Annotated in this window: 25 protein-coding genes and 1 tRNA gene; 8 read left to right on the forward strand and 18 right to left on the reverse strand. The window is 62.3% G+C overall.

Features of this window, described 5'->3' with window-relative positions; translation table 11 throughout:
• Positions 1 to 178: 178 nt before the first annotated feature.
• The 5 genes from HWX91_RS04575 to HWX91_RS04595 form a co-directional block, all read right to left on the reverse strand.
• A complete protein-coding gene (locus HWX91_RS04575; RefSeq protein WP_030100029.1) occupies positions 179 to 1,690 on the reverse strand; it encodes a sensor domain-containing diguanylate cyclase in 1,512 nt (503 codons plus the stop codon).
• 205 nt (positions 1,691 to 1,895) lie between these two features.
• Positions 1,896 to 2,597, reverse strand: a complete 702-nt coding sequence (locus tag HWX91_RS04580) for an NAD(P)H-binding protein (protein WP_028197800.1) — start codon at positions 2,595 to 2,597, stop codon at positions 1,896 to 1,898.
• Complete coding sequence (locus HWX91_RS04585) at positions 2,594 to 2,764, reverse strand: hypothetical protein (protein ID WP_174459548.1); 171 nt, start codon at positions 2,762 to 2,764, stop codon at positions 2,594 to 2,596. The genes HWX91_RS04580 and HWX91_RS04585 overlap by 4 nt, the downstream gene beginning before the upstream one ends.
• A gap of 46 nt (positions 2,765 to 2,810) precedes the next feature.
• Positions 2,811 to 3,686 (reverse strand): SDR family NAD(P)-dependent oxidoreductase, encoded by an 876-nt coding sequence (locus HWX91_RS04590; RefSeq protein WP_028197799.1) that lies wholly within the window; start codon positions 3,684 to 3,686, stop codon positions 2,811 to 2,813.
• A gap of 65 nt (positions 3,687 to 3,751) precedes the next feature.
• Positions 3,752 to 4,324 (reverse strand): TetR/AcrR family transcriptional regulator, encoded by a 573-nt coding sequence (locus tag HWX91_RS04595; RefSeq protein WP_028197798.1) that lies wholly within the window; start codon positions 4,322 to 4,324, stop codon positions 3,752 to 3,754.
• A 463-nt stretch (positions 4,325 to 4,787) separates the two neighbouring features.
• Here HWX91_RS04595 and HWX91_RS04600 point away from each other — a divergent pair, with 463 nt between their 5' ends.
• The gene (locus HWX91_RS04600) at positions 4,788 to 6,518 is read left to right on the forward strand and encodes a methyl-accepting chemotaxis protein (RefSeq protein ID WP_028197797.1); all 1,731 of its coding nucleotides are present in this window, start codon (positions 4,788 to 4,790) and stop codon (positions 6,516 to 6,518) included.
• 87 nt (positions 6,519 to 6,605) lie between these two features.
• Here HWX91_RS04600 and HWX91_RS04605 read toward each other — a convergent pair whose 3' ends face one another.
• Entirely contained in the window at positions 6,606 to 8,816 is a 2,211-nt protein-coding gene (locus HWX91_RS04605) for a xanthine dehydrogenase family protein molybdopterin-binding subunit (protein WP_028197796.1), read from the reverse strand.
• 2 nt (positions 8,817 to 8,818) lie between these two features.
• Complete coding sequence (locus tag HWX91_RS04610) at positions 8,819 to 9,280, reverse strand: (2Fe-2S)-binding protein (RefSeq protein ID WP_028197795.1); 462 nt, start codon at positions 9,278 to 9,280, stop codon at positions 8,819 to 8,821.
• Between the two features lie 186 nt (positions 9,281 to 9,466).
• Between HWX91_RS04610 and HWX91_RS04615 the strand changes: the two genes are divergently transcribed.
• Entirely contained in the window at positions 9,467 to 10,411 is a 945-nt protein-coding gene (locus tag HWX91_RS04615) for an AraC family transcriptional regulator (protein WP_042275680.1), read from the forward strand.
• A 77-nt stretch (positions 10,412 to 10,488) separates the two neighbouring features.
• Here HWX91_RS04615 and HWX91_RS04620 read toward each other — a convergent pair.
• From HWX91_RS04620 to HWX91_RS04640, 5 genes are all read right to left on the reverse strand, one after another.
• A tRNA-Ala gene (locus HWX91_RS04620) sits at positions 10,489 to 10,564 on the reverse strand.
• A gap of 88 nt (positions 10,565 to 10,652) precedes the next feature.
• The gene (locus HWX91_RS04625) at positions 10,653 to 11,003 is read right to left on the reverse strand and encodes a c-type cytochrome (protein ID WP_028197793.1); all 351 of its coding nucleotides are present in this window, start codon (positions 11,001 to 11,003) and stop codon (positions 10,653 to 10,655) included.
• Positions 11,000 to 11,791: a BON domain-containing protein gene (locus tag HWX91_RS04630; RefSeq protein WP_028197792.1), complete on the reverse strand. Its 792-nt coding sequence runs from the start codon at positions 11,789 to 11,791 to the stop codon at positions 11,000 to 11,002. The genes HWX91_RS04625 and HWX91_RS04630 overlap by 4 nt, the downstream gene beginning before the upstream one ends.
• 26 nt (positions 11,792 to 11,817) lie before the next feature.
• The gene (locus HWX91_RS04635) at positions 11,818 to 12,405 is read right to left on the reverse strand and encodes a phosphoheptose isomerase (RefSeq protein WP_028197791.1); all 588 of its coding nucleotides are present in this window, start codon (positions 12,403 to 12,405) and stop codon (positions 11,818 to 11,820) included.
• Positions 12,406 to 12,551: 146 nt separating this feature from the next.
• The gene (locus tag HWX91_RS04640) at positions 12,552 to 12,995 is read right to left on the reverse strand and encodes a YraN family protein (protein ID WP_028197790.1); all 444 of its coding nucleotides are present in this window, start codon (positions 12,993 to 12,995) and stop codon (positions 12,552 to 12,554) included.
• Here HWX91_RS04640 and rsmI point away from each other — a divergent pair.
• Complete coding sequence (gene rsmI / locus HWX91_RS04645) at positions 12,994 to 13,872, forward strand: 16S rRNA (cytidine(1402)-2'-O)-methyltransferase (RefSeq protein ID WP_028197789.1); 879 nt, start codon at positions 12,994 to 12,996, stop codon at positions 13,870 to 13,872. The two genes, HWX91_RS04640 and rsmI, sit on opposite strands and share 2 nt — an antisense overlap.
• 211 nt (positions 13,873 to 14,083) lie before the next feature.
• Here the strand turns inward: rsmI and HWX91_RS04650 are convergent, their stop codons facing one another.
• Positions 14,084 to 14,686, reverse strand: coding sequence for a septal ring lytic transglycosylase RlpA family protein (locus HWX91_RS04650; protein WP_375791927.1), 603 nt, complete (start codon positions 14,684 to 14,686; stop codon positions 14,084 to 14,086).
• A gap of 638 nt (positions 14,687 to 15,324) precedes the next feature.
• Here HWX91_RS04650 and HWX91_RS04655 point away from each other — a divergent pair.
• The 3 genes from HWX91_RS04655 (at position 15,325) to HWX91_RS04665 (ending at position 17,144) form a co-directional block, all read left to right on the forward strand.
• The gene (locus HWX91_RS04655) at positions 15,325 to 15,969 is read left to right on the forward strand and encodes an MBL fold metallo-hydrolase (protein WP_028197787.1); all 645 of its coding nucleotides are present in this window, start codon (positions 15,325 to 15,327) and stop codon (positions 15,967 to 15,969) included.
• Complete coding sequence (locus HWX91_RS04660; protein WP_028197786.1) at positions 15,966 to 16,595, forward strand: 3'-5' exonuclease family protein; 630 nt, start codon at positions 15,966 to 15,968, stop codon at positions 16,593 to 16,595. The genes HWX91_RS04655 and HWX91_RS04660 overlap by 4 nt, the downstream gene beginning before the upstream one ends.
• Before the next feature lie 90 nt (positions 16,596 to 16,685).
• Entirely contained in the window at positions 16,686 to 17,144 is a 459-nt protein-coding gene (locus tag HWX91_RS04665) for an Lrp/AsnC family transcriptional regulator (RefSeq protein ID WP_012431468.1), read from the forward strand.
• A gap of 57 nt (positions 17,145 to 17,201) precedes the next feature.
• Here HWX91_RS04665 and HWX91_RS04670 read toward each other — a convergent pair whose 3' ends face one another.
• The 3 genes from HWX91_RS04670 to HWX91_RS04680 form a co-directional block, all read right to left on the reverse strand.
• A complete protein-coding gene (locus HWX91_RS04670; protein WP_028197785.1) occupies positions 17,202 to 18,446 on the reverse strand; it encodes a cation diffusion facilitator family transporter in 1,245 nt (414 codons plus the stop codon).
• Positions 18,447 to 18,702: 256 nt separating this feature from the next.
• Positions 18,703 to 19,005, reverse strand: coding sequence for an H-NS histone family protein (locus HWX91_RS04675; RefSeq protein WP_028197784.1), 303 nt, complete (start codon positions 19,003 to 19,005; stop codon positions 18,703 to 18,705).
• A 397-nt stretch (positions 19,006 to 19,402) separates the two neighbouring features.
• Entirely contained in the window at positions 19,403 to 20,065 is a 663-nt protein-coding gene (locus HWX91_RS04680) for a HugZ family pyridoxamine 5'-phosphate oxidase (protein WP_028197783.1), read from the reverse strand.
• Between the two features lie 131 nt (positions 20,066 to 20,196).
• Between HWX91_RS04680 and HWX91_RS04685 the strand changes: the two genes are divergently transcribed.
• On the forward strand, positions 20,197 to 21,408 hold the full coding sequence (locus HWX91_RS04685) for an MFS transporter (protein WP_028197782.1): 1,212 nt from the start codon (positions 20,197 to 20,199) through the stop codon (positions 21,406 to 21,408).
• Between the two features lie 256 nt (positions 21,409 to 21,664).
• Positions 21,665 to 23,242 (forward strand): collagen-like triple helix repeat-containing protein, encoded by a 1,578-nt coding sequence (locus tag HWX91_RS04690; RefSeq protein WP_028197781.1) that lies wholly within the window; start codon positions 21,665 to 21,667, stop codon positions 23,240 to 23,242.
• Positions 23,243 to 23,336: 94 nt separating this feature from the next.
• Here HWX91_RS04690 and HWX91_RS04695 read toward each other — a convergent pair whose 3' ends face one another.
• The gene (locus HWX91_RS04695; protein WP_028197780.1) at positions 23,337 to 24,353 is read right to left on the reverse strand and encodes a cupin-like domain-containing protein; all 1,017 of its coding nucleotides are present in this window, start codon (positions 24,351 to 24,353) and stop codon (positions 23,337 to 23,339) included.
• A 141-nt stretch (positions 24,354 to 24,494) separates the two neighbouring features.
• Positions 24,495 to 25,640, reverse strand: a complete 1,146-nt coding sequence (locus tag HWX91_RS04700; RefSeq protein WP_028197779.1) for a branched-chain amino acid ABC transporter substrate-binding protein — start codon at positions 25,638 to 25,640, stop codon at positions 24,495 to 24,497.
• Positions 25,641 to 25,756: the final 116 nt, after the last annotated feature.

Raw genomic sequence — 25,756 nt, forward strand, 5'->3', positions numbered from 1 at the left:
AAACTCCGAGAAAATGAATTTGTCGAATTATATCCGGGTATAAATTAAATGCAATAATTTACCCGGGTGAAATTTATCGAGTCGCGCGTGCGCTACGGGATGCGTTATCCGCCCAGGGGTGCCGCCGCCCGCACTGGACGCGCTACACCGACCGGCATGCCGATGAAATGTCGCGGCCTCATCGTGCCGGCGACATCACGTCGCTGCGCCGATCCGCCCGCGCCGGAACCGGATAGCACAGCACGCGGTTGCGGCCGGCGTCCTTGGCCTCGTAGAGGGCTTCGTCCGCGGCGTTGACGAGCGCGCGGCTCGTCGTGAATACCTCACTGCTGGTACACGCAATGCCGACGCTGATGGTCAGCACATGGTGCGAACTCGCGACATGGCGAAGCTCGAGCGCCTGAACCGCGGCGCGGATTTTCTCGGCGATACGCGCCGCTGCGGCTTCGTCCGTATCCGGCAGCAGCACGGCGAACTCTTCACCGCCATAGCGCGCCGCGGTATCGCCCGGGCGCCGCACGTTCTGCCCGATGCAGCGCGCTACGGCAATAAGCGCGTCATCGCCGGCCGAGTGGCCGTATAGATCGTTGAAGCCCTTGAAACTGTCGACATCGATCAGCAGCATGGACAACGGCCTGCCATTGCGTTGCGCGCGCCGCCACTCCTCGTCCGCGTGTTCCTCGAAACAGCGGCGATTATTCAGACCGGTCAGCCCGTCGGTACGCGCCAGCTCGCGCAACTCTTCTTCGGCCGCGCGCCGCCGCCGCAGTTGTTGCGAGAACAGGATGGCGAGCGCGATGATCGCCACGTCGAGCGCCGCAATGAGCGTACCGATGATCCACGCGCGCCGCCGCCACTCCACGTAGATGTCGTGGGTGGAGAGCGCCACGTCGAGGATCAGCGGGTACATATCGATATGGCGGAACGCGTACCAGCGCTCGACACCGTCGATTGCCGCCGTGCCGAAGAAATCGCCGCTCGGCTCCTTGAGGAAGCGCGAATAGTTCGCGGTGCCGACCAGGCTTCGGCCGATAATATTGGGATCATAGGGGCGCCGCATCAGCATCGTACCGTCGTTCAACATCAGCGCCATCGAGCCACTCGGGCCAAGATTCATCCCGGCGAACAGGCGCCTGAAATACGTGAGTCGCATCGTGCCGACCACTACGCCGCCAAAGCTGCCGTCCGGCCGCGTGATGCGGCGGCTCAGCGCGATGCTCACGTCCTTGCCGGTCACCTTGGGCATGAACGGATGACTGACATACAACCCGACATTGGGCGAATCGCGCTGAACCTTGAAATAGTCGCGCTCGGCAAGATTGATTGGGCGCGGAGGCGTGGATTGCGAATCGAAGATGATGTTGCCAGCGGGGTCGAGGACGAGGATCGAACCGAGGTCTTTTGCGCTGGCAGCGCCGTCGAACAGCACCATCTGGCGGATCTTCGGCGGCAATTCCAGCACGCCTGGCTGTTTCAGGCCGTCGATGACGGCCCGCAGCGACAGGTCGTAAATCTCGAGATTGCGCGATACGTCGCGTTCGACCAGCAGCGACACATTGAAGACGGAATCCTGCGCGCGGCGCAGTGCGTCATCGCGCATCTGCGCCAATACCCACACCGCAATCGCAAGAATCGCGCTGGCCAGCACGATGCTGATTGCAATCACGATGTTGGGTCGGCGCGTCACCATGAGCTTTTCGTTCGAGCCTGCGCTAGCCTGAGCGCGTGAGAAATAGGCCGTGCCAGGCGGGCGCGTCCCCTGAAAACAGTAGCCTACCAGAGGCTGACACGCATCAAATGAGGGAAAAGGGAGGTTTTTGGCAGGCTGGGCAAGGTCTTCTGACGAGAACGGCCTGACAGGCCGCCGGAGTTAGCGCGGTTACGGCGCCCCTCGCTCAACCCGCCCGCAAATCGAGCTCCGGCTGGGATGCCGCGCGGCTGAGCGCACGGATGTCGGCCACCTCGAGCACCGCTTTGGGCGCGCCACGACGCGCGACCTCCAGCATCGCCTGGCCGATGTCTACGGTACTCAAAATATGGTTGGGGAAAAGCGCGCGCAGGATCGGCAGGACAAACCCGGCTGCTGCGTAGAACAAGCGGTACGAGCGGGTCTTCGAACGGGCGCCGTTCAGCGGTTCGATCACGCCGGGGCGAAACAGGTAGACCGCTTTGAACGGCAACCGCTGCAACGCGTTCTCGGTTCTTCCCTTGACCCGCGCCCACATACTGCGGCCGCGTTCCGTGCTGTCGGTGCCCGCACCGGACACATAGACAAAGGTCATCTGCGGATTGAGGCGGGCCAGTGTCTGCGCGGCGGCCAGCGTCAGGTCATACGTGAGCCGTGCATAGTCGGCCTCCTGCATGCCTGCGGACGACACACCCAAACAGAAAAAGCACGCGTCGAAGCCCGTCAACGCCCCCTCAATTGCCCGGTAGTCCATCAGGTCCGGCTGAATCAGCTCGACGAGGCGCGGGTCGAGCTGGCCGGTGCCGGTGCGGCCAACCGTCTGCACCACCTCGACGTCCTGTGCACGCAGGCATTCGCGCAAGACGCCCTGCCCGACCATGCCGGTCGCGCCAAATATCAAAACCTTCATAGCGTGTGCTCCTCGATCGCGCTCGGCCAGCGCACGTTGCAGAGTCCTTCCGAGACATCCCGCAAGCGCGCGGCGACTGCTTTGTCCTGCGCATTGCGGGAGAATTGAGCGTCACCCGGCGAGCGCCCGATCTGACGCGTAATGTCTGCCGTGGTCCAGTTTGCCATGTCGTTCGCCCTCAGGTGACCTTGATCCGAGCTGCCCGCTCAGTGTTCAGGCTTTCGCCGATGCAGCGGGAAACGGCGGCAGCGGCGACGGCGCGGAAAAATCGGTCGCGGCGCTGATCGCTCGCCACGCTTCGCCGCTAGCGGCGCGCGCCTTGTCAGCCTCGCCGGCGTAATGCAAGGCATCGCTACCGAGCAGGAGATGCGCCGGCAATGCATCGTGATACGCGAGCTTCAGTACGACTTGCGCGACCTTCGCGGGATCGCCGGTTTCATGACCAATGTGATGGGACAACATCTCCACCACCGCGCCGATCGACGGCACATAGTCGGGCAGCAAGGTCGGCATCGCAGCGCTCGCCCCCGTGCCCCAGTCTGTTTTCATACCGCCGGGTTCGAGAGCCGTCACGTGGACACCGAACGGCGCAAGCTCCTGACTGATGACCTCGGTGAACCCGCCAACCGCCCATTTTGCAGCCTGGTACGCACTCAATCCGGCAACGCCTACCCGGCCGCCCACCGACGAAATCTGGATGATGTGGCCGGCTCGCTGTTCCCGCATCACCGGCAAAGCCGCGCGCGTGACGTTCACCACACCATAGAAGTTCGTATCGATCTGCGCGCGGAAATCGTCCTCGGTGGTTTGCTCGAACGGCGACAGATGGCCGAAGCCCGCATTATTCACCACCACGTCGAGCCGGCCGAATGCGTCGACGGCGGCTTGCACCGCGTGGCGGGCCGCCGCCGGATCCGTCACGTCTAGCGCAACGGCTCGAACCTGTTCGCCATAGCGCGTCAACAACTCCGCCAACTGATGCGGATCGCGCGCTGTCGCCACGACGCGCTCACCCGCGCGCAACGCTGCTTCGACAATTTCACGCCCAAGCCCGCGGGCACTTCCCGTAACCAACCAGACCTTCGACATCGTGTGCTCCTTTGAATTTAAATGAGCAAGCAATCACTCATTAATCGCAAAAAAAACAGAAAAATTTAGTCCTGTGCAATCGCGTGCCAGAACGCTTCAAAGCCGGCCTTGCGATAACGGTCGGCATTGGCCGGTTCGCGAGCGATGAAATCCATGGTGGTTTCGGCCAACGCCCCCATGATCGCCGACAGGAAAGCCGGCGGATGATCACGCAAGGCGCCGCTCGCCACGCTTGCCTGAATCATTGCATTGATGTCGGCGAAGGACTCCATTCCCGTTGCACGCGTGCAATCGCTCAACCGCTCCGACACAGTCAATTGCGCCATGGCGCGGCGCTTTTGCGGCTGGGCCACGCCCCAGTCGACAAACTTGTTCCACACATGCTGCATGCGATCGTGCACGCTGGCTTGCGCCGGGTAAGTCGTCATCATCACGTCGCGCAGGTCCGCCTTGATGTCCAGGTAGAGCTCGTTCAGCAACTCATCCTTGTTGTCGAAGTAGGTGAACAGCGTGCCTTCCGCCACGCCCGCGAGTTTCGCAATGCGCGCAGTGGGCGCGCCCAGGCCCTGCTCGGCAACGATCTCCGTCGCGGCGGCAAGGATGGCGTTGCGTTTGTCTTCGCTTTTCGGACGGGCCATACGGGTTGTTCTGGCTACAAACAATAAATGAGTGATTGCTCAATCATACTTAGAGGCACTGACCGATGCAAGTCGTTTTTGCGGCTCGGGCTCTGGCCAAACTACCATTACCTGAAAAAACACGCCGAAAAATGAAATGACAATGAAAGGACAATGTTTTCATCACGTGCCTAAATATATCCAAAACCAGGCAAAAAGACCCCTTCCTCGTGCATCGCATGCAAATTGAGTAGAGAAATACCCGCAATTACTTCAGTCCGTGAGAATCCGATCCGATAACCGGTAAATGGGATACCCATTTGTTGCCCGACGTTCGACGCGCTCTCGAGAGGCGTCTTATGGCAGGCACAAAGGAGAAACCGCGCGGGGCTGCCGGCATTGCCGGCAGTCAGATAGACGCTCCCATGCCCGGACCTGAGAGTCCATTACGAACACTTCAACGTTTCGTTATTGGAGAAAAAACGTGTCATTAAAAAACCTCACCATCAAGACCAAACTCATTGGCGGCTTCGGCATGCTGTCGCTGATTGTCGTCGCGGTTTCCGGCCTTTCTCTGAAAGCGCTAAGCGATTCGACCGATGGATTTACCAACTTTGTACGTGGCATCAACGCACGCGCCGACATGGTCGTGCAGGTTCGAACCGCCGTCGACCGCAGGGCGATCGCGGCACGCAACCTTGTACTTGTCACCACCCCTCAGGACCTCGAAATAGAAAAAGCCGATGTGACCCGCGCGCACGAAGACGTGGCAGCCGACCTGAAAAAGCTCAACGACATGACCGCGAGCGCGGTCGATACGTCGGATAAAGCACGCAGCCTGGTCGCGGAGATCAACCGGGTCGAAGCGGATTATGGGCCGGTAGCCCTCAACATCGTCAATCTCGCGCTCGCCAACAAGAAAGACGAAGCGATCGCGGAGATGGACGTTCATTGCCGCCCGCTGCTCGCCAAGCTGATTCGCGCGACCGATGCGTATGCCGACTACACACGTTCACGCCAGGAACAACTGGTCAACGAATACACGGCTCACTACGAAAGCCAGCGCAACGTGCTGATCGCGATCTGCCTCATCGCGCTGGGGCTCGCCGTCGGCTCGTGCGTGATGATTACGCGCGCCGTGACCGGACCGCTGCGTTTTGCGATCGATGTCGCGCGCACCGTATCGGAAGGCGATCTGCGCACGCAGATCACCGTCGACGGCCGCGACGAAACCAGCAAGCTGCTGAGCGCCCTGCGCGAGATGAACGAACGGCTGACGGCGATCGTCGGACGCGTGCGTGACAGCAGCACCAGCATCGCCGGCGCGGCGCGCCAGATTGCGGCGGGCAATATGGATCTGAGTCAGCGTACCGAGCAGCAGGCCGCGTCGTTGCAGGAAACCGCTTCGAGCATGGAGGAACTCACTTCCACCGTTAAGCAGAATGCCGACAACGCGCAGCAAGGCAGCATGCTGGCGGCGAATGCGTCTTCGGTGGCGCAAAAGGGTAGCGAGGTGGTCGGTCAGGTGGTGAGCACGATGCACGAGATCAGCGACAGCTCGACCAAGATCGCCGACATCACGGGCATCATCGAAGGCATTGCTTTCCAGACCAACATCCTCGCGCTGAACGCGGCCGTCGAAGCCGCGCGGGCGGGCGAACAAGGGCGCGGCTTCGCGGTGGTCGCAAGCGAAGTCAGAAGCCTGGCGCAACGCTCATCGAGCGCGGCAAAGGAGATCAAGGATCTGATCGCTACATCGGTGGACCGGATCCGCGATGGCTCCGCGCTTGCCGGCGAAGCAGGCAAGACGATGGCCGAAGTGACTCAGGCGGTCACGCGCGTGACCGACATCATGTCGGAGATTGCGGCGGCATCCGTTGAACAGAGCCGTGGGATCGAACAGGTCAATCTCGCGATTACCCAGATGGACAACGTCACGCAGCAGAATGCAGCGCTGGTGGAAGAGGCCGCGGCGGCTTCGCGCTCGATGGAAGACCAGGGGCAGCAATTGAATGAAGCCGTGGCGTTTTTTCAGGTGAAGGACGCGCCGCATGCGACAGCGGCCGCAGCGGCTGCGCCGGTTCGGCGGGAAGCGCCGCGGCGCGAGGTTGCGGTTGCCCCCAAGCGCGTTGTGCGGGCTGCGTCAGTTGCACCGATTGCCCCGGTTGCCGCGCTTGCTGCTGTGGGTGCGGATGACGGGTGGGATAAGTTCTGATTCGTGAAAGTGCTGCGCTTCCCGCATGACAGGCACGCGGGAAGCGCAGTTCATCATGACGTGGCGCGTCGTCTTCGCGCCGGCCGGTCAAGCGCTTTTTTCTGCAGCGACAGGAAACGGCAGCGACTGAATCCGCCTGCCGGTGGCGGCGAAGATCGCGTTCGCCACCGCCGGCCCGACCGGAGCGACACCCGGCTCGCCGACACCCGTCGGTGCTTCGCCCGATTGCACGATATGCACCTCAACCTTCGGCATCTCGGCGAACCGCAGCACCTGATAGCCGTCGAAGTTGTTCTGCTCGACCTTGCCGTCCTTCAGCGTAATCGCACTGTGTAACGCCGCGCCTAAGCCGAAGCCGATGCCGCCTTCCATCTGTGCCGCGATAACGTCCGGATTGATCGGCGTGCCGCAATCCACCGCACAGACGACGCGCTCCACCTTCACATTACCGTCCTTGTCGACGGAAACTTCCGCGACTTGCGCGACGAACGTCTTGAACGCTTCGGCCACCGCGATGCCGCGCCCGCGACCTTTCGGCAACGGTTTGGCCGGGTCCCAGCCCGCTTTCTGCGCGGCGAGTTCGAGCACGCCCCGCATGCGCGGTTCGTGCGCGAGCAGGTCGCGGCGGAAGGCGAACGGGTCCTTGCCTGCGGCGTGCGCGGCTTCGTCGATAAACGCCTCGACCGCGAATGCCGTGTGCGAACTGCCGACTACCCGCCACCACAACACGGGCACGCCGGTTTGCGTGGTTGTCAGTTCGACCGAGAGGTTCGGAATCGCATAGGCAACGTTAGCGGCCCCTTCGACAGACGTCGAGTCGATCCCGTTCTTGACCATCACGCTGGCGAACGGCGTGCCGGCGAGGATCGACTGACCGACAATCCGATGCCGCCAGCCGACCAGCTTGCCGTCGGCGGTGAGGCCCGCGTCGAGCTTGTGGAAGTACATCGGCCGATAGAGACCGCCGTGGATGTCATCCTCACGGGTCCATTGCAGTTTGACCGGCGTGCCGTTCGCACCCAGCGCCTTCGCGATCGACACGGCCTCGACGATATAGTCCGAGCGCGTGTTCGCGCGCCGCCCGAAGCTGCCGCCCGCATACAGCGTGTGAATCTTCACCTGCTGCGGATCGAGCCCGGCCGTGCGCGCGGCGTTGCCCTGATCGACGGTCTGAAACTGGTCGCCGGCCCAGATCTCGCAGCTGTCCGCAGTGAGCTTGACGACGGCGTCGAGCGGCTCCATCGGTGCGTGAGCGAGGTACGGGAACGCATACGTGGCCGAGATTTTCTTCGCCGCGCCCGCGATTGCCTGGGTTGCATCGCCGTCCTTGCGGGCGGAGGCACCGGGCTGCTCGGCGAGCTTCCGGTATTCGGCCATGATCGCGTCCGAGCTGCGCTTTTCGGCCGCCGAATCGTCCCATTCGATCTTCAGCGCGTCGCGACCCTGCTTCGCCGCCCAGAAGCCCTTGGCGACCACCGCGACGCCACCCGGCACCTGCACGACCGAGACGACGCCGGGCACCGCTTTCGCGGCTGACGCATCGAATGACTTGACCGTCGCACCGAAGAGCGGCGGACGCTGCAGCAGCGCCACCAGCATGCCGGGGAACGTTACGTCGAGCGTGAACTGCGCGGTGCCGTTGGTTTTCGCTGGCACATCGACGCGCGGCACCTGCTGGCCGATCAAACGAAAATCTTTCGGCGACTTGAGCGCAACCGTATCCGGCACCGGCAAGCGGGCCGCGGCCGACGCAAGCGAGCCATAGGTCGCGCTCCGGTTGGTGGCCGCGTGATGAACGCTGCCGTCGCGCGTTGTCAGCTCGGACGTGGGCACCTGCCACTGCGCGGCGGCGGCGGAGACCAGCATCGCGCGCGCTTTCGCGCCGGCTTCGCGCAATTGCATCCACGAGTTGGCCATCGCCGAGCTGCCGCCCGTACCCTGGATCGTGCCGAACGCCAGATTCGCGTAGCGCTTCGCATCGGCGGGCGCGCTTTCGACACGCACGTCCTGCCAGTTCGCATCCAGCTCTTCCGCGACGATCGTCGCGATGCCGGTGTACGCGCCCTGGCCCATCTCGACGTGCTTCGCAATGACCGTGACGCTGTTGTCCGGCGCGACGCGCAGGAACGCATTGGGCGCGAACGTCGCGTCGGGCATGGTGGCGGCGAGCGCGCGGCGGCCCGTGCCCGCCCATTCGAAGCCGATGGTAAGACCGACTGCCGCGACGGCGCCGGCTGCTTTCAGGAAGGTCCGGCGCGACGGGCGTACCGCATCCTTGAGATCGAGATCGGTCGTCATGGTCAGGCCTTCAGGGTGGCAGCGGCTTCGTGGATGGCCGCGCGGATGCGGGTATAGGTCGCACAGCGGCAGATGTTGCCGTTCATCGCGGCGTCGATGTCGGCGTCGGTGGGCGTGGCATTATGTTCGAGCAAGGCTGTCGCGGACATGATCTGCCCGGACTGACAGTATCCGCACTGCGGCACCTGCAGCTTGACCCATGCGGCCTGGATCGCTTTGGCGGGCCGGCTTTCAATGCCTTCGATGGTCGTGATGCGCTTGCCGGCAATGGCCGCGATCGGCAGCACGCAGGAACGGGTGGCCTCGCCTTCCAGATGAACCGTGCAGGCGCCGCATTGCGCCATGCCGCAGCCGAACTTGGTGCCGTGCAGGCCCGCGTCCTCGCGGATTGCCCAAAGGAGCGGCGTGGTGGGATCGGCATCGACCGTAACGTTCTTGCCGTTGAGGACAAACGATGTAGACATGGAACCTCTCCGTGGGGAAAGCCCGGACTTGGCGCCGGGTGTACGCGGCAGTGTGTACCGGGTGCCGGCTGTTGTGCTTACACAATCCTGCAAATTTATTGAACAATTCTGCAAATCCAACAGGCAAGCCGCACCTGCCCGGCAGCGGTTGGGTATGCTCGATTCCGTCCACGGATTTCCATGCGCATGAAACAGCACTCCTCCCGGCTCGATCCTTCGGCGGCGCGTGAAGCGGCACGCTGCGAACTCGCCGCGCTCATCAGCCGCTTCGCGCCCACCGACGGCACCCACCAGACGGCAATTCCGTCGCTGACGTTCTATCGCTACTCACAGCCCGTGGATCTCGGCTGCGGCGTGACGAACTCCGCATTCGTGTTCGCGGCGCAGGGCGCCAAGCGGGTCATGGTCGCGGGGCAGGCGTACGTCTACGATCATCTGCATTGCCTCGTGACGTCGGTCGATCTGCCCGTGATGTCGCAGGTGACGCGAGCGTCGCCCGACGCGCCTTATCTGTGTGTGAAATTCGCACTCGATCCACAGCGCATCGTCGAGCTGGCGACGCAATTGCGTCTGCCCGAACCGGATGCCGCATCGGCAGGCGAAGGCATCGCCGTGGGGTCGTTGTCGGCACCGGTTTTCGATGCGGCATTGCGGCTAGTACGATTGCTCGATACTCCGGGTGACATTCCCGTACTCGCACCGCTCATCGAAAAGGAACTGCTCTACCGGCTGATGACGAGCGAGCAGGGAAAACGGCTGCGGCACGTCGCGGTGAACGGGAGCCAGACCTACCGCATCGCGCGGGCGATCGAGTGGATCCAGACGCACTACACCGAGCTTTTGCGAATGGAGACGCTGGCACAGGCGGTGAACATGAGCGTGTCGTCGCTCCATCATCACTTCAAGAACGTCACGACGCTGACTCCGCTGCAGTATCAGAAGCAGTTGCGGCTACACGAAGCCCGCAGATTGCTGCTCCGGCAGACTGGCGATGTCGGGTCGGTGGCGATCCGGGTCGGGTATGACAGCCCCTCGCAGTTCAGTCGCGAATATAGCCGGCACTTCGGCGCGCCGCCGCTACGCGACATTGCGCAATTGAGGCGTTTGGATGGGGTGGAGTTTCGGGAGTAGAGGTGGAAATAAAAACCCCGCGAGCCTTTCGGCTGCGGGGTTTCTGGACTTTCCTGGACAAGCTTGGATGTGATCTTTGGTGGAGAGGAGGAGGATCGAACTCCCGACCTTCGCATTGCGAACGCGACGCTCTCCCAGCTGAGCTACCCCCCCAACGTCCAAACAATTCTAGCACAGGCATTTTGCGTTTTGCCAAGCCCCCGCAGGGGTAAAACCCGGCGGCAAAACGCGTGGCAAAACATCACCTGGGCGGCGCGCCAGCCAGCACCCAATCCACTACTGCACGGATATCCGCATCGCTCATCGATTGATGCGCTGGCATCGGAATCATGCCCCACACGCCGGAGCCGCCATCCCTCACCTTGCGCGCCAATTTCGCCGGCGCTTGCGCATCGCCCTTGTACTTTGCAGCGATCTGCTGGAACGACGGCCCGACCAGTTTGCGGTCCACCGCGTGACATCCCATGCAGGCGTTCGAGTTAGCAACGATCTGACCGCGCGGCGCATCGGCCGCATGCGCTGAAGACGCAAATGCACCGCCCAATGCGCTAGCCATCAACACTGCGGCAATGAAAGTGGCGCCCCGCTTCATGGCGTGGTCGCTGCCGGATTACCCGGATGCACTGAGTTCGAGTTGCTGACCGGCGCCGGCGCCTGCTGCTCGAGCGGACGCGAACTCACCGAAGAGTCAGGAATCGCACCGACGGTCGGCGCATTCGCGTCCGGCTGCGCGGCGACTGCCGGAGTGCTGGCTGCAGCGGCCGCCGCAGCCGCTTCCTGCGGCTGGATGTACTGGAACACCTTCACAACCTGGACCACGCCTGGCACGCGGCTCGCAACGTCGGCGCCGCGATTGCCTTCGTCCATGGTGACGAGGCCCATCAGATACACCGAGCCGCGCTCGGCCACGACCTTGAAGTTGTTCGCCGAAATGTTCTTCTCGGCGATCAGTGCAGTCTTGACGCGCGTTTCCAGGTACGTGTCATTGGTACGCGACGAGAACGAGCTGGCCGGCATGATCGCCAGTTCGTTGACGATCGTGTTGACGTTATTCAAGCCACGCACGATGGTCTCCGCCCGCTGCTTCGACACATCCCCGGCCACCTCGCCCGTCAGCAGCACACGGCGATTGAACACCGTCACGTTGACGTGCGCGTTGTCGGGCAAGTTCTGACTGATCTGCGACAGCGCCTTTACCTGCAATTCACGGTCCTCGGTCTGCGCGCCGAGCGTGCGCCGGTCGGTCGCCACCAGCGCGCCGCCGCCCGCCGCGCCGGCGACGGCCAGAAAGCAACCCTGCAACGTCGCGGACAATCCCGCCGCGAACCCGACCACCAGCACGGTTCTCACCAGTGTCTTCTTGACGCGGAATACGCTCATCAACTAGCTCTCCTTCGGAATCAATCTCAGTCTTCGCCCAGCAACATGGCATCGATGCCGTCGCACAGACAATGGATGGTCAGCAAATGCACTTCCTGAATACGCGCGGTGCGATCGGACGGCACACAAATATGGATATCGGTATCGCCCAGCACTTCCTGCATGCGGCCGCCGCTCTTGCCGGTCAGCGCCACCACGATCATTTCACGCTCGTGCGCGGCCTCGATCGCGGCCAGCACATTGGCGGAATTACCGGACGTGGTGATTGCCAGCAGCACATCGCCAGGCTGGCCGAGTGCCCACACCTGCTTCGAAAAAATCTGCTCGAATGAATAGTCGTTAGCGATGGCGGTGAGCACCGACGTATCCGTACTCAGCGCGATCGCGGGCAAGCCCGGGCGCTCGCGCTCGAAGCGGCCGATCAGTTCGGCGGCGAATTGTTGCGCGCCGGCCGCCGAGCCGCCGTTGCCGCACGCAAGAATGCGGCTACCGTTGGCCAACGCGGCGAACAGCGTGTCGATTGCGGCGGCAATCGGCATCGACAGGGTTTCGAGGGCTTCGAGTTTGACTGCCGCGCTGTCGCGGAAGTGTTGTTGAATGCGTTCGACTGACATCGAGTCTCTGTTTTCTACCGCGAATGGACCGCAATGCGCGGTCGTGTTGTGAAGTCGTGCTGTGAAGTCATCTTGCGAGCCGTACCGGCCAGGCCCGTACGCGAGCGCAAGTTTATCGCACTCACGTGCGTTCTCAGCGCATCGCGTCAGACTTCGTCCGCGCGAAAAGCATCGCGCAGCCATACGAGCCGGCCGGCTTCGAACGCAATCACGTCGAAACGGCAGGCAGGCTCGTCGTGCGAATGCCTGCAGCGGGTAGCCAGATAATGCCGCGCAGCACGCACGATACGCTGCTTCTTCTGCCACCCGATGCTTGCGGCCGCACCGCCGTAATGCCGCTGCGCACGCGCGCGAACTTCAACGAACACCAGCGCACCGTCACGCTCGCGCATCACCAAGTCGATCTCACCGCCCCGGCACAGCACATTGCGCGCGACGAAGCGCAAACGCTGCCGTTGCAAAAACTCCATCGCGCGCGCCTCGAAAGCCGCGCCGACGAGTTTGGACCCGGCCGGTCTCGAAAAGTTGTGCGGCCGGATTGGGTGGCACAATGACGGCCTCGTTCCGTCTGTCTGCGTTTTCTGCCTCATGACTCCTCTCTCCGAACTCGCGCAAGGGCAGCAGTACCCTGCCGCCGCGCTTTATGTGGTGGCCACGCCGATTGGCAACATCGCCGACGTGACGCTGCGTGCGTTGCATGTGCTCGGACTGGTGGATCGCATCGCCGCCGAAGACACCCGCAACACGGGCCAGTTACTCGCGCGCTACGGCATCTCGAAACCGCTCGTCGCGGTTCATCAGCACAACGAGCGGGCCGCGGCGCTACGCCTGATCGAACATCTGCAAGCGGGCGAACGGGTGGCCTATGTATCCGATGCGGGCACGCCGGGCATCTCGGACCCCGGCGCGAAACTCGTCGACGCGGTGCGCGAAGCCGGTTTCCCGGTGATTCCGCTGCCTGGCGCAAGCGCGCTCGCCACCGCCTTGAGCGCGGCCGGCGACTGGGTCGCAACGTTCTCGTTCCTCGGCTTCCTGCCGCCGAAGGCCAAAGCCCGCGCCGCCGCGCTGCAACCGCTCGCAAAGCATCCTCATGCCATGGTGTTCTACGAGGCGCCGCATCGGATCGTCGAAACGGTGCAGGCATTGGCCGACGCATTCGGCGGCGAACGCAAGCTGCTGATCGCACGCGAATTGACGAAGTTACATGAAGCGCTGCACCGCGGCACCCTGGCCGAAGGGCCAGCGTGGCTCGCCGCCGATCCGAACCGGCAACGCGGTGAGTTCGTTCTGGTGGTGGAAGGCGCACAGCCGGAAGCCGTCGGCGAACACGATCACGACGCGCTGCTGGACATCCTGCTAGAAGAATTGACGGTGAGCAGCGCGGCAAAGGTCGCGGCGACCCTCACCGGCGCGTCGCGCAACGCGCTCTATACGCGCGCGTTGGCGCTGAAGAAAGACGAGGAATAAGGCGCGAGAAGGAATGTCCGCTGGCAAATCGGACTCGCGACGCGAACCCTGATCGCCGGGATCCAAGGGCGGCATGCATTCACCTGCTGTTGACGAACAATAGAAAAGGGCCGCGCGATGCGGCCCTTCGTCTTTCGGCTGACACGGCATGCGTTGTCGCCGTGCAGCCAGGCGTTACGAATGCGCTTGCGGCGCGCCCGCAGCCACTAAATTATTTCTCCGCGTTCGGACCGGAGTTCGATGCCAGCGTTTCATTCATCTCAGCGCGAGCTTCCTGTCGCGTCAATCCTTCGATCTTGACGCGCGCCGTACCGGCATGGCGCATATCGAGCGCGGTTGCGGCGGCCATCGACAAGTCGATCACCCGGCCGCGCGCATACGGGCCACGGTCGTTGATACGAACGACGACCGAGCGCGAAGTGGCCGGATTGGTCACGCGAACATACGAGCCGAGCGGCAACGTACGATGCGCGGCCGTAAGCGCGTGCATATCGTAGCGTTCGCCGTTGGCGGTGCGGCGGCCATGGAAGCCACGGCCGTACCATGAGGCGCGCCCGGTTTGCTCAAAGTCCGAAATGTCCGAACCTTCGTCCGTTAGCGGCTTGGCATCGGCCAACGACGGGCTTTTGGCGGCGGCATCGGAGGCCGGCGCGCTGCCAAAAGCTTGTGGGCCGAAGGAGGCTGCTTGCACTTTCTTCGTGCTCAGCGGAGCGCCGCTATCAGCCGTAGTGTTCGCGCCCGGAGGCGTAGCACAACCGGCCAGCACAAAAAAGGCAAAAATAGTCCCCAGACCACGGGATAACCGAGTTTTCATAAGACGTGCAATCAAATTGTCGAGCCGCATCACGCGAAAAGTTGAGCGTGTTGCCTGCGACTCCGGCGGCAATGGACGACAACGCGCCGCGCGGAAAAGCGCAGTACGTCAAAGCCCGGATGCGGCTCATACAGCCGCTACCGCACGGTTAATTTTCACGTCTGGCGCAACCTGTCCCCGGCAGCCTGACCAGACCCCACATGCCGCCATCGAACGTGGCAAACACGTTCTTGCGCGCGTAACTCAGCGCACAGGAACAGCGGCGTAGGCCCCACCCAGCGTCACGGCATTCAAGTCCGTTGCAGGCGCGCGGCGCCTGGCTGGGTAAGACGTGTGCATCGAAAGCATCGATACTTGACGGCTGCAAAAGCTGCTGCAGCCAATACTTGAGTGGCAATCCGCATACCCATTTTTGATGGGGACGCATCGCCTTGTGGCATGCACAATTCCTTGTGCATGGACCGCATTATACCCAAAACAAATTTTTGGGATGACAAGCGACTGAAAACCTTGAAGAATTTTCACTCGTGCTGCAAAAATGGGCACCCGAAAGCCTGCTGTGGCGGGGCTTCAGCGCCCTCGGCGAGTATCGACGAGACGCCGGTACAATCAACGTTTTCCCAGCGGCGCCGTCACCCATGAAAGTCACCTTGATCCCCGTCACGCCATTCCAGCAGAACAGCTCGCTGCTCGTTTGCGAGGCAACCGGACGCGCGGCCGTCGTCGATCCGGGCGGCGACCTGGATGTCATCCAGGGTGAGATCGCGCGTCAGAATGTGACAGTCGAAAAAGTGTTCCTCACGCACGGCCACATCGACCACTGCGCCGGCGCAAAGACGCTCGCCACGCATTACGGCGTGCCGATCGAAGGCCCACATCCCGACGAAAGCTTCTGGCTCGACAAGCTGCCGGATCAAAGCACGCGCTTCGGCTTTCCCGCTGCCGAGGCGTTCGAACCGGACCGCTGGCTGCAAGACGGCGAGACCGTGCAATTCGGCAACGAAATCCTCGAGGTCTATCACTGCCCCGGCCACACACCGGGCCACGTGGTGTTCTTCAGCCGCGCACATCGGCTCGCGCTGGTGGGCGACGTGCTGTTCGCCGGTTCGATCGGCCGTACGGATTTTCCGCGCGGCAATCACGCCGACCTGATCCGCGCGATCCGCGAAAAGCTCTGGCCGCTCGGCGACGACGTCACCTTCGTACCGGGCCACGGCCCCACCTCCACGTTCGGCGCCGAGCGCCGCACCAATCCGTACGTGGCCGACGGAGTCGTGGCATGAGCGGCGAAATCTATGTGAGCACGGATGTCGAAGCGGACGGCCCGATTCCCGGTCCGCATTCGATGCTTAGTTTCGCCTCCGCCGCGTACACGGAGGACAAGCAGCTGATCGCCACCTTCTCGGCGAATCTGGAGCTGCTCGAGGGCGCCACGCCGCATCCGGTGCAGGAAGCATGGTGGAAGACGCAGCCGGAAGCGTGGGAGGCCTGCCGCAAGGATTTGCAGGATCCGCAGGCCGCCCTCACAGCCTACGTCGAATGGGTCGAGGCGTTGCCGGGCAAACCGGTGTTCGTGGCGATGCCGGCGGGTTTCGACTTCACCTATATGTTCTGGTACATGATGCGCTTTGTCGGCCGCTGCCCGTTTTCGTGGTCGGCGCTCGACATCAAGACGCTGGCCTTCGCGCTGACCGGCCTGCCGTACCGCAAGAACATCAAGCCGCGCTTCCCGAAGCACTGGTTCGATGAACACCCGCATACGCATGTCGCGTTGGACGATGCGATCGAACAGGGCGCCCTGTTCTGCAACATGCTCAAGGATCTGCGCGCAATTCAGGCAGCCATGCCGGCGGCGAGTCAAGAAGGGGACGGCACAGGACAAAACCCCGCTGAGGAACCGGCAAATTAGGTAATCTCCCTCCTCGAAGCCGTTTTACATTGCGTTTCGTTTTCGAGACCTCTACCATGCGTTGATAGGGCGACGCCAACGGAGGCGCAGTTGACACTCGATACGTTCTCACAAAAAATCCTGCGCCTGCTGCAGCTCGACGCACGCCGGTCCGTGCAAGAGATTTCTGACCAGGTCGGCCTCTCGAGCACTCCATGTTGGCGCCGTATCAAGGACATGGAGCAATCTGGAGTGATCCAGCGCTACACGGCCTTGCTCGACCGCGAAAAGCTGGGTCTGCACGTCTGCGCCCTCGCCCATATCCATCTCACGCGCCATACCGAAGGCGGGGTCGAGCAGTTCGAACGGGAAATCGCCACCTGCCCGGAAGTCACCGAGTGCTACAGCACGACCGGCGAATCCGACTACATCCTCAAGATCGTCGCGCCGGATATCAAGGCCTACGACAGCTTTCTGCACGAACGCATCTTCAAGATTCCCGCCGTTGCTCAGGTGCGCACGAGCGTCGTGCTACGCGAAATCAAATTCGATACGCAACTGCCACTGTGAAGCGGTAAAGCGGCGGTTCAGGAATTCCGAACGGTTTTTCGATTCGCGCGACGCCGCTCAGGCGTTGCCGTGCGGTTCCGCGGCCTTGACCCGGGTTGTGGCCTGATCCAGCCTGGCTTCCGTCGAGGCGTCGCTCCTGTCCGTTAATAGGTCCAACCGTTGTCGCACCTCCAGCTTGCGGGCACCCAGACTGCGCCTGAGCGCGTCCAGATCGACGCCGGCAAGGGCAGGTGCATCCCGCTGGGCAGCGCGCGAATCCGACGCCGGCAAAACCACTTCGACATCGAGCCCCGTGCTCAAGTAGTGCAGATTGACCGACTCGGCCTTCGCGCCGCCCGCGGCCAGCGCCGCCTTGACTTCGGCGACGATTCGCTCCCGCGCCGGCAGATTGACAGGCGGGCGGGCGATCGCGTCATTCTCCGGGTCGACATGGATCAGCGCGTCGAGCACACGGTTGTCGGTCAGCAAGCGCAAGCGCGCTGATTCGGCGATGTAGTGCCCTTCCGAGACCGAGATCAGCGGGTCCACCAGAATATGCGCGTCGACAAGCGCGAAGTCGCCCATCTTGCGGGTACGCATTTCGTGCACGTCGCGCACGCCGGGCGTCGCGAGCAACAGCGCGCGCATGTCGGCGGAGGCGGCTTCGTCGAGCGCCCGGTCGGACAGATCCTGCAACGCGTCCCAGCCGAACGTCCAGCCCATGCGCGCCACCATAAAGCCGACAATTGCCGCGGCGATCGGATCGAGCAGGCGCACGCCCGCAAGACTCCCGACAATGCCGAGCGCGACGACCAGTGACGAAGCGGCGTCCGAGCGGGCGTGCCACGCGTTCGCAATCAACATGGCTGAACGCACGCGTTGCGCTTCGCGCAGCATGTAGCGAAACAGGCTCTCTTTGGAAATCAGCACCAGCACCGCGACCGCGAGCGCGCTCATATGCACGGCGGGAATGCTTTGCAAATCGGCGAGACGTGTTCCGGCGCGCCACAACATACCGACGCCGACCACAATCAGCAGCGCGCCCAAAAACAATGACGCAACCGTTTCATAGCGGCTGTGTCCGTAATTGTGATCCGCGTCAGGCTTGGCGCCACTGTGCCGATTGGCGATTAGCACGACAAAATCGGAAATCAAATCCGCTAACGAATGGATACCGTCGGCCACCAGCGCCTGGGAATGGGCAAACACCCCGATGACGATTTGCAGCGCCATCAGCACCGTATTGAGCGCAATACTGACAAAAGTACTTTTACGCGCGACGCGATGTTTCTCGGCGGACTGAACGGCGACGGTGGACGGCATCTTTGAATCGAATGAAAAAGTTCAATGCCTGCATTCTACCCGCGGCACCTCGATATGCGCTGGGGAGAGACAAAAAAATCCTTTTAAATCAGTTGCTTATCTAAACGAAAAGCATTCGCGTTCCAGTTTCATGGAGTACCTGCGACAAAGAACCACAACAATTTTCAGGGCGAAAAAAAACCGCGCCCTGAACGGTACGCGGTTTTTTCTGGCAAACAGCAGACGCTATAAGCGTGGCTGATTGACGGTACTGGTATTACTTCTGGATCAAAAACTTCTCGCGATCCAGACCTGCAATCCAGCGCGGCGGCTTGCCACGGCCCGACCACGTGCTGCCGCTATCCGGGTCGCGATACTTCGGCGCGACACCAGCGCGCGGACGACCGGCTTTAGCAGCCTTGGCACCACGGCCACCGCCGAGTTCAGCCAGAGTAATGCCGTAATCGGCCATTTTCTGCTTGATCTCATTCAGCACTTCAGCGTATTCACGTGACTTTGCTTCTTCGATCTGCTTTTCGAGCTTCTCGCGCTGGGCGAGTAGTTCCTTGTATGACGACATAGGTTCCCTTGTGGTTTGGATAAATGACTGCCAGTCTTAAGCCAGCTTGCCCTTTGAAGGTGATCATGCCTCGGAATTTGATGGCGAGATTAACACAAAATAGAAAGACTGCAAAAGGACCGTCGAGAAATTAATCCGAATTCGTTTCAAAAAATTTCAAGCGGCGGCGATGTTACGCGGTCCCTTTCAAATAGCTAATTTTCGCATTTTGCTGAAAACAGCAGCCTCGCATCAGTAATGGCTGAATTAACTATCAAAAAATGAAATTTAAGATAAAGAAATCACGCCAACATTTCATGCCATGAAAGCTTTTACATGAAACATCGGAACATATTGCTGCGTCCACACTGCATTGTTATTGCAGCATGAGTGTTTTCCCCAAAACAGCAATCAAGGCTTAATTAGCGTGGCGCTGGATGCAATCTTCGAGCGCCACATGCAAGGTTTCGGTACTGCGTTTCGCATCGTCGAAGGCAAAACGGGTGCGCACGCCGTCCCGCTTGAGATCAGCGCCATATCGGTCGATGCCGAGCAACTGAAGTCCCCGGGTGCCTGACGAACGAGCGGTGAAGTGCTCAATCAGCGCATTTTCTTCGTCAAAATCGAGTGGCGGCAGAGGATCGAGTTCGGCGCCGGCCAGCCAGCCCATCGCGCCAAAACCGCCGATGTAGCGCAGCCGTTCGAGCCGCATCGCCCAAAAAGCGAAATCGCCGAGAAGCAGGTACCGCTCCGCGTCCGCGTGATAGCGCAGATAGCGCTGCACGACGTCGGGAGTCGAGTCGACCGGCTCGAACGTACCGAGCAAAGTGACGCGCTCTCCGCTCAGCACGTCGTCCTCAGGCGCGTCGACGACCAGAAAGCCGGCGCGCGGATCGGCGTGCAGATTGTGCGTATGCTCGGCGAGCCGGCTTACGAGAATTGTCGGGCGGTGTTGCGGGTCCGGCGCGAACGGCAGCACTGAAGGATAAGGAAAACCCTCCGGCTGACGTGCGTGGGTGGCGAGCGTACCGATAGCCGCCTTATGCAGCAGATGTAGCGGAGCGTGAGCGGGAATGTTCACGTGCGCGGTCCTCGATAGATAAGTGTTGGATCAATTCGCTTCGAGCCTTCAAGCATAAGGTAGCGAGCTTCGTTAGAATCGGAAATTCGCTTACAAGGCGCTTTCTCACGCGTCGCTTCCACGAGATTTCAGTGTCCGACCGTTCGTCCGAATTCGCCTCCCTTCCCGCCGCTCATCGCGATCTCTCCGACACCGCACGCCAGCGCGCCCGGATTGCCACGATGGCGGTGTTCTTCATTGCCGGCATGATGTACGCGTCGTGGGGGGTGCATGTGCCGACCGTGCGCGACCGCTTCCATCTGAATCCGGCGATGCTCTCGTTCGCCCTGCTGGCCGTGGCCGGCGGCTCGATCGCCGCGATGGCGGCGAACGCTCCGTGGATCGCCCGGGTCGGGACACGCCGCGCCTGTCTGACCGGCGGCTGTGTGATGACCGCGTGTGCGGCGCTGATCCTGATCGTACCGGCTTACTGGATGCTGCTGATCGTGCTGGCCGTGTTCGGCGCCGGCATGGCCACGCTCGACGTCGCGATGAACGCGGAAGCGAGCGCTGTCGAGAAGGCGCTCGGCAAGCCGATCATGTCGGCGCTGCACGGCATGTTCAGCCTCGGCGGGATGTTTGGCGCGGCAGCAGGCGGCGCCTTGCTGGCGCGCGGCATGGCGCCGGCTGTCCACCTCGCGCTGGCTGCCGCGGTCAGCACACTGGTGCTGATCGCGGCGTGCCCATCCGTGCTGCCACATGTACCGCACGCCGATCATCCCGACGCAGCCACGCCGCGCGCCAATCGCTGGCGATCGCCAGCCTTGTGGGCGCTCGGTGCGATTGCGCTGGTCGCGTTAATCGCAGAAGGCGCGATGTACGACTGGGCCACCGTGTACATGCGCGACGTCGTGCTGTCTACGCCGGCTCTCGCGAGCGCGGCGTACGCGGCGTTTTCCGGCGGCATGGCCGCAGCGCGTTTCGCCGGTGACGCCGTGCGTGCCCGCTTCGGCGCACCGCAACTGGTGATGGCGAGCGCGTCGCTTGCCTGCGCCGGGATGGTCGGCGCGCTATTGCTGCCACATCCGGTTGCCGCGCTGATCGGCTTCACGCTAATGGGTCTTGGGCTCGCGAACATGATGCCGGTGCTGTTCGCCGCAGCGGCGAGCGTCAAAGGCATTCACGCGGCCGAAGGACTCGCGCATGTTGCCGGATTGGCCTACTTCGGGCTGCTGTTCGGGCCGGTGATGATCGGCGCGGTGACCCAGGTAACCAGTCTGCCGATCGGGTTGTCCGTGGTAGCCGTGTGTTCGGCGCTGATTGCGATCACCGGTCCAAAGGTGTTGCGGCGTTTGAAGATCTGACGCAGACGTGCACTGCGGCTCCATCGGCTGAACTCGCGCCATACGAAAACGCGCAACGTTGCGTTACGTTACGCGAGGCCTGCACACTGACGTGTTCCCCACCACATCGGCGAGCTCAATGCGCTCTCCGCCTCTCTCGAACCCCATCAAGTCGTTGATTAGCATGGGTTTTCCACGCCGACTGGTCTCGCAATCACAAATGGCATAGGCCTTGCAGTTAGCTCCCCAGCAGTTTCCAATTACGGGGGAGCAGACCATGAATCGCAATTTCAAACTGTCGGCGATCGCCATGTGCGTGACGTCGATGATTTTACTGACCGGGTGCGGAACCTCGACGCTCAACCCGGGCCTCTCGGGCGGAGGGGCAGGCGCTGGAGCAGGCGGCGGTGGCGGGACACCGACACCTACCCCGACACCCACGCCTACTCCGACTCCGACTCCGACTCCGACTCCGACTCCGACGCCTACTCCAACCCCAACGCCAACCCCAACGCCATCGAGCGCCAATCCGATCGGAGTCGTCGTCCAGAACACCGGCAATGTAGTCAGCACGACCGGCCAGACCGTCTCCGCGATCGGCAACCAGATCGGCCTCACGCCGATCCCCGGCGCGAACCCGGCCACCACGACCGCGCTCGGCAACGTTGTCTCGAATCTCGGTGCAGGCGTCACGGCGGTCGGCGCGGGCACGGCGAACGGCCTCGGCCAGCTCGGCAACGCCAAGGACCCGCTTGGCACAACGCTGGCGAGCAGCGGCAATCTGGTTTATGACGCGGGCCAGGCTGTCAACAGCGCCGGCCAGCTCGTGACGAGTCTCGGCACCGGCCCCACCGCGCCGCTCAGTCCGTTGACCACACCGCTCGGCGCCACGGTCTCGACGCTCGGCAATACAGTCAGCGGCCTCGGCACGCAACTGACCTCGCAGTTGACGAACGGCCCGATCCAGCAAGTGACGCAAACCGTCAGCACCGCGATCACGCCGATCACCACCACGCTGGCGCAGACGACCCAAACCGTCGGCGATACGACGGGTCTCGGCGCGCCGCTGAACGGTCTGCTATCGACCATCGGTCATGGCCTCGACAGCGCGGGCAGCCAGGTGAGCAGCGCGACGAACAATCCGATCGGTCAGAACCTCGGCAATGTCGTGAGCAAGCTCGGCGACACCGTCACGTCCGCCGGCGGCCTGCTGACGGCAGGTGGTTCGAGCAGCGGCAACCCGCTCGGCGGTCTCACCGGAATTCTGAATCCGGGCGGCAGCGGCGGCACGGGCGGCAATCCGCTCGCGCCTTTGACGAGCATTCTCACCGCGCTGCCCGGCACCTTGAGCGGCGGCCTGACCGGCGGCAGCGGCTCGAGCAGTCCGCTTGCGCCGCTGACCAACATCCTCAGCACGGTGACCGGCAGTCTCGGTAGTCTCGGCGGCGCCGGCGGCAGTTCGGGCAGCCCGCTTGCACCGCTAACCAACGTTCTCAGCACAGTGACCGGCAGTCTCGGCGGACTCTCCGGCGGCACCGGCGGCTCGGGCAGTCCGCTCGCACCGCTAACCGGCGTGGTCAGCTCGGTCACCGGCGTCCTGAGCGGCGCGGCCGGCAGCAGCGGCAACCCGCTGGCGCCGGTGACGTCGGCGGTCTCGTCGCTGACAGGCGCGCTTGGATCGGCGGCAGGTTCGGGCAGCACCGGTGGAAGCGGGGGCGCCAGCAATCCGCTGGCTCCGATCACCGGTCTGCTGAACACCGTCACCGGCGCATTGACCGGTACGGCGGGCTCGGCGGGCGGCACGACAGGGGGTGGTTTGCTCGGCGGTCTGGGCGCGCTGGCGCCAAAGAAGTGACGAATAACGACAGCAAATAACGACGCGGCAAAACAAGCGTTGAAGGGGGGGCAGCGAGCCGGGTCAACCGGCTCGCTGTTTTTTTATCGCTGTATCACACCTCGTGGTACGTCGCGTAATCGCGCGAGAAGTCGTTACCTTGCAGAAAATTGGTGTAGGTCATCGTCACCGTTGCATCCAGCCCTTCTACGTAATGCCACCAGCCGATCGGCAAAAAGAGTAATTCGCCGGGTTCGAGCGTGCAGTCGATCAAATGAGCATTGCGCATCGACGGGAAACGCTCGTAATCGATCGCACTGCCGTCCACCTGCGAATAGCAATGCAGCATATTCACCATATGCGGCGTATCGGATAACGGAACCAGCTTGATCCGTTTTCGGCCAATCACCTGCGCCATGAAGTTATTGGTCAGATCATGATGAAACGGCGTCTTCGTGCCCGGCGGCCCCATCCAGAAAAAGCCGGTATCGGGCGAGCCGGCATCGAGATATTCGCCGATAACCGGCACATCGGACCATAACGCCGCCAGTGCCGCGCGATTGTGCGAGGTGTTATTGGCGGTCATGTAGAAATCGTTAGTCGGGCCGCTGCGCTCGACGAGATCGGCATAATCGGCGAAACGCATCATGCGCTTGAGCTTCGGCTGATTGATTTCATAATCCGCGTCCGACTCGCGCCCGAACTGCACTTCGACTTCGCAATCCCCACAGCGCTCGCGAAAGTAATCGAAGCTCCACTGCGTGCGCGCCGGCCAGAAATCGAAAGCGCCGGTGATGATCACCGGCCGGTTCTGAAAGTAGTACTGCTCAAAGAATTCGTTGCGCGATAAGCGCTCGCGCCGTTCGATCTCGCCGCTTCCGGCACGCATGCGATTGAGCGCGCCGTACACCGACAATATCCATTCGCGTTTGCGCAAACGATTGCGCAAACGCGCGGCACCCTCGAAGTAAGGACTCGCGAGCGCGGTCTCGATTTCGTGTGCGGCTTCGGCCGGATCGAAACCATGCCCGACCAGCGCACCGTGCACAGCAGGGGGCGGCGCATCGAGCAGCAGATTCTCAGTAATCCAGCGGCGCCAGCTGTTATCGATCGAATGGATCGCAGTGGTCACGGCATTCTCCCAAACAATGTTCCCATACCCGCCAGCTTCGCAGCCCGCACCCCAAAAGAAAAGGCACGCTAGCCATGCGGCGCGCGTGCCTTTTAACTGCTTGACCGAAGACCCACAAAGCTGTCTCCGGTCATGCGGTTCTTACATCTTGACGACGTCGAGCAGCGTCTTCTTGCCTGCCTTGTAGTTGTACAGCGAGATCACGCCGTGTTGAAGGTCGCCCTTCGAGTCGAACGTGGTTTCGCCGATCACACCCTTGTAGTCGGTCGACGGCATCGCTGCCAGGATCTTCGCCGGATCGGTCGAGTTCGCACGCTTCATAGCGTCGACGATGATGTACACAGCGTCATACGTGAACGGAGCGTAGATCTGGATCGGCTGACCGAAACGCTTCTGATACTTGGCGAGGAACGCCGGGCCGCCAGCCATCTTCTCGAGCGCCATACCGGCTTCCGAGCAGACGATGTTGTCGGTTGCGTCGCCAGCCAGGTCCGACAGCTTGTCGGTACACACGCCGTCGCCAGCCAGAACCTTCGCGCGCAGGCCGAGTTGCTTGGCTTGTTTGGCGAACGGGCCGCCGGTTGCATCCATACCGCCGTACATGATCGCGTCCGGATTTTCGCCCTTGATCTTCGTCAGAATCGCGCGGAAGTCGACAGCCTTGTCGTTCGTCGCGTCATGCGACATCACGTTCAGGCCCAGCGACTTGGCGGTCTTTTCGAATTCGTTGGCGAGACCCTGGCCGTAAGCGGTCGAGTCGTCGACGATCGCGACGCTCTTCATCTTCATGGTCTTGGCGGCGTAGTTAGCCAGTGCCGGACCTTGTTGCGCATCGGTCGCCACGACGCGGTACGTCGTCTTGAAACCCTGTTGCGTGTAGGCCGGGTTCGTTGCCGACGGCGAGATCTGCACGATGCCCGCATCGCTATAGATCTTCGAAGCCGGGATCGAGGTGCCCGAGTTCAGGTGGCCGACCACTGCGACGACCTTATCGTCAACCAGCTTCTGCGCGACTTGCGTAGCCGTACGCGGGTCAGCTGCGTCGTCCTGTGCATCCAGTTGCAGCGTGATCTTCTGGCCGCCGATCGTCAGGCCCTTGGCGTTGATTTCCTCAACTGCCAGACGCGCGCCGTTTTCGTTGTCTTTACCCAGGTGAGCGATGCCGCCGGTCAACGGTGCAACGTGGCCGATCTTGACGACCTCGTCCGCCACCGCGCCGGTTGCCAACGACGCAAACAACATGGCCGCGGCGCTGATCGGCAACAGCTTTTGAATCTTGATGTTCATGTAAGTCTCCAGTTTCGGTCCCAAAAACAACGTAATCGCCCTGTGCCCCCGCTTCCCTACACGTGTCGCTCAGTCCCGTGGACGACCACGCCGGTTGCATCGTTCATGCACTTGGC

The sequence above is a fragment of the Paraburkholderia fungorum genome (assembly GCF_902833645.1).
GTDB lineage: Bacteria > Pseudomonadota > Gammaproteobacteria > Burkholderiales > Burkholderiaceae > Paraburkholderia > Paraburkholderia fungorum.

Excerpts from the sequence above, each read along its gene's own strand:
- HWX91_RS04575 (WP_030100029.1), bottom strand. The coding sequence starts at position 1,690 with ATGGTGACGCGCCGACCCAACATCGTGATTGCAATCAGCATCGTGCTG.
- HWX91_RS04580 (WP_028197800.1), bottom strand. The coding sequence starts at position 2,597 with ATGAAGGTTTTGATATTTGGCGCGACCGGCATGGTCGGGCAGGGCGTC.
- HWX91_RS04585 (WP_174459548.1), bottom strand. The coding sequence starts at position 2,764 with ATGGCAAACTGGACCACGGCAGACATTACGCGTCAGATCGGGCGCTCG.
- HWX91_RS04590 (WP_028197799.1), bottom strand. The coding sequence starts at position 3,686 with ATGTCGAAGGTCTGGTTGGTTACGGGAAGTGCCCGCGGGCTTGGGCGT.
- HWX91_RS04595 (WP_028197798.1), bottom strand. The coding sequence starts at position 4,324 with ATGGCCCGTCCGAAAAGCGAAGACAAACGCAACGCCATCCTTGCCGCC.
- HWX91_RS04605 (WP_028197796.1), bottom strand. The coding sequence starts at position 8,816 with ATGACGACCGATCTCGATCTCAAGGATGCGGTACGCCCGTCGCGCCGG.
- HWX91_RS04610 (WP_028197795.1), bottom strand. The coding sequence starts at position 9,280 with ATGTCTACATCGTTTGTCCTCAACGGCAAGAACGTTACGGTCGATGCC.
- HWX91_RS04615 (WP_042275680.1), top strand. The coding sequence starts at position 9,467 with ATGAAACAGCACTCCTCCCGGCTCGATCCTTCGGCGGCGCGTGAAGCG.
- HWX91_RS04625 (WP_028197793.1), bottom strand. The coding sequence starts at position 11,003 with ATGAAGCGGGGCGCCACTTTCATTGCCGCAGTGTTGATGGCTAGCGCA.
- HWX91_RS04630 (WP_028197792.1), bottom strand. The coding sequence starts at position 11,791 with ATGAGCGTATTCCGCGTCAAGAAGACACTGGTGAGAACCGTGCTGGTG.
- HWX91_RS04635 (WP_028197791.1), bottom strand. The coding sequence starts at position 12,405 with ATGTCAGTCGAACGCATTCAACAACACTTCCGCGACAGCGCGGCAGTC.
- rsmI (WP_028197789.1), top strand. The coding sequence starts at position 12,994 with ATGACTCCTCTCTCCGAACTCGCGCAAGGGCAGCAGTACCCTGCCGCC.
- HWX91_RS04640 (WP_028197790.1), bottom strand. The coding sequence starts at position 12,995 with ATGAGGCAGAAAACGCAGACAGACGGAACGAGGCCGTCATTGTGCCAC.
- HWX91_RS04650 (WP_375791927.1), bottom strand. The coding sequence starts at position 14,686 with ATGAAAACTCGGTTATCCCGTGGTCTGGGGACTATTTTTGCCTTTTTT.
- HWX91_RS04655 (WP_028197787.1), top strand. The coding sequence starts at position 15,325 with ATGAAAGTCACCTTGATCCCCGTCACGCCATTCCAGCAGAACAGCTCG.
- HWX91_RS04660 (WP_028197786.1), top strand. The coding sequence starts at position 15,966 with ATGAGCGGCGAAATCTATGTGAGCACGGATGTCGAAGCGGACGGCCCG.
- HWX91_RS04670 (WP_028197785.1), bottom strand. The coding sequence starts at position 18,446 with ATGCCGTCCACCGTCGCCGTTCAGTCCGCCGAGAAACATCGCGTCGCG.
- HWX91_RS04675 (WP_028197784.1), bottom strand. The coding sequence starts at position 19,005 with ATGTCGTCATACAAGGAACTACTCGCCCAGCGCGAGAAGCTCGAAAAG.
- HWX91_RS04690 (WP_028197781.1), top strand. The coding sequence starts at position 21,665 with ATGAATCGCAATTTCAAACTGTCGGCGATCGCCATGTGCGTGACGTCG.
- HWX91_RS04700 (WP_028197779.1), bottom strand. The coding sequence starts at position 25,640 with ATGAACATCAAGATTCAAAAGCTGTTGCCGATCAGCGCCGCGGCCATG.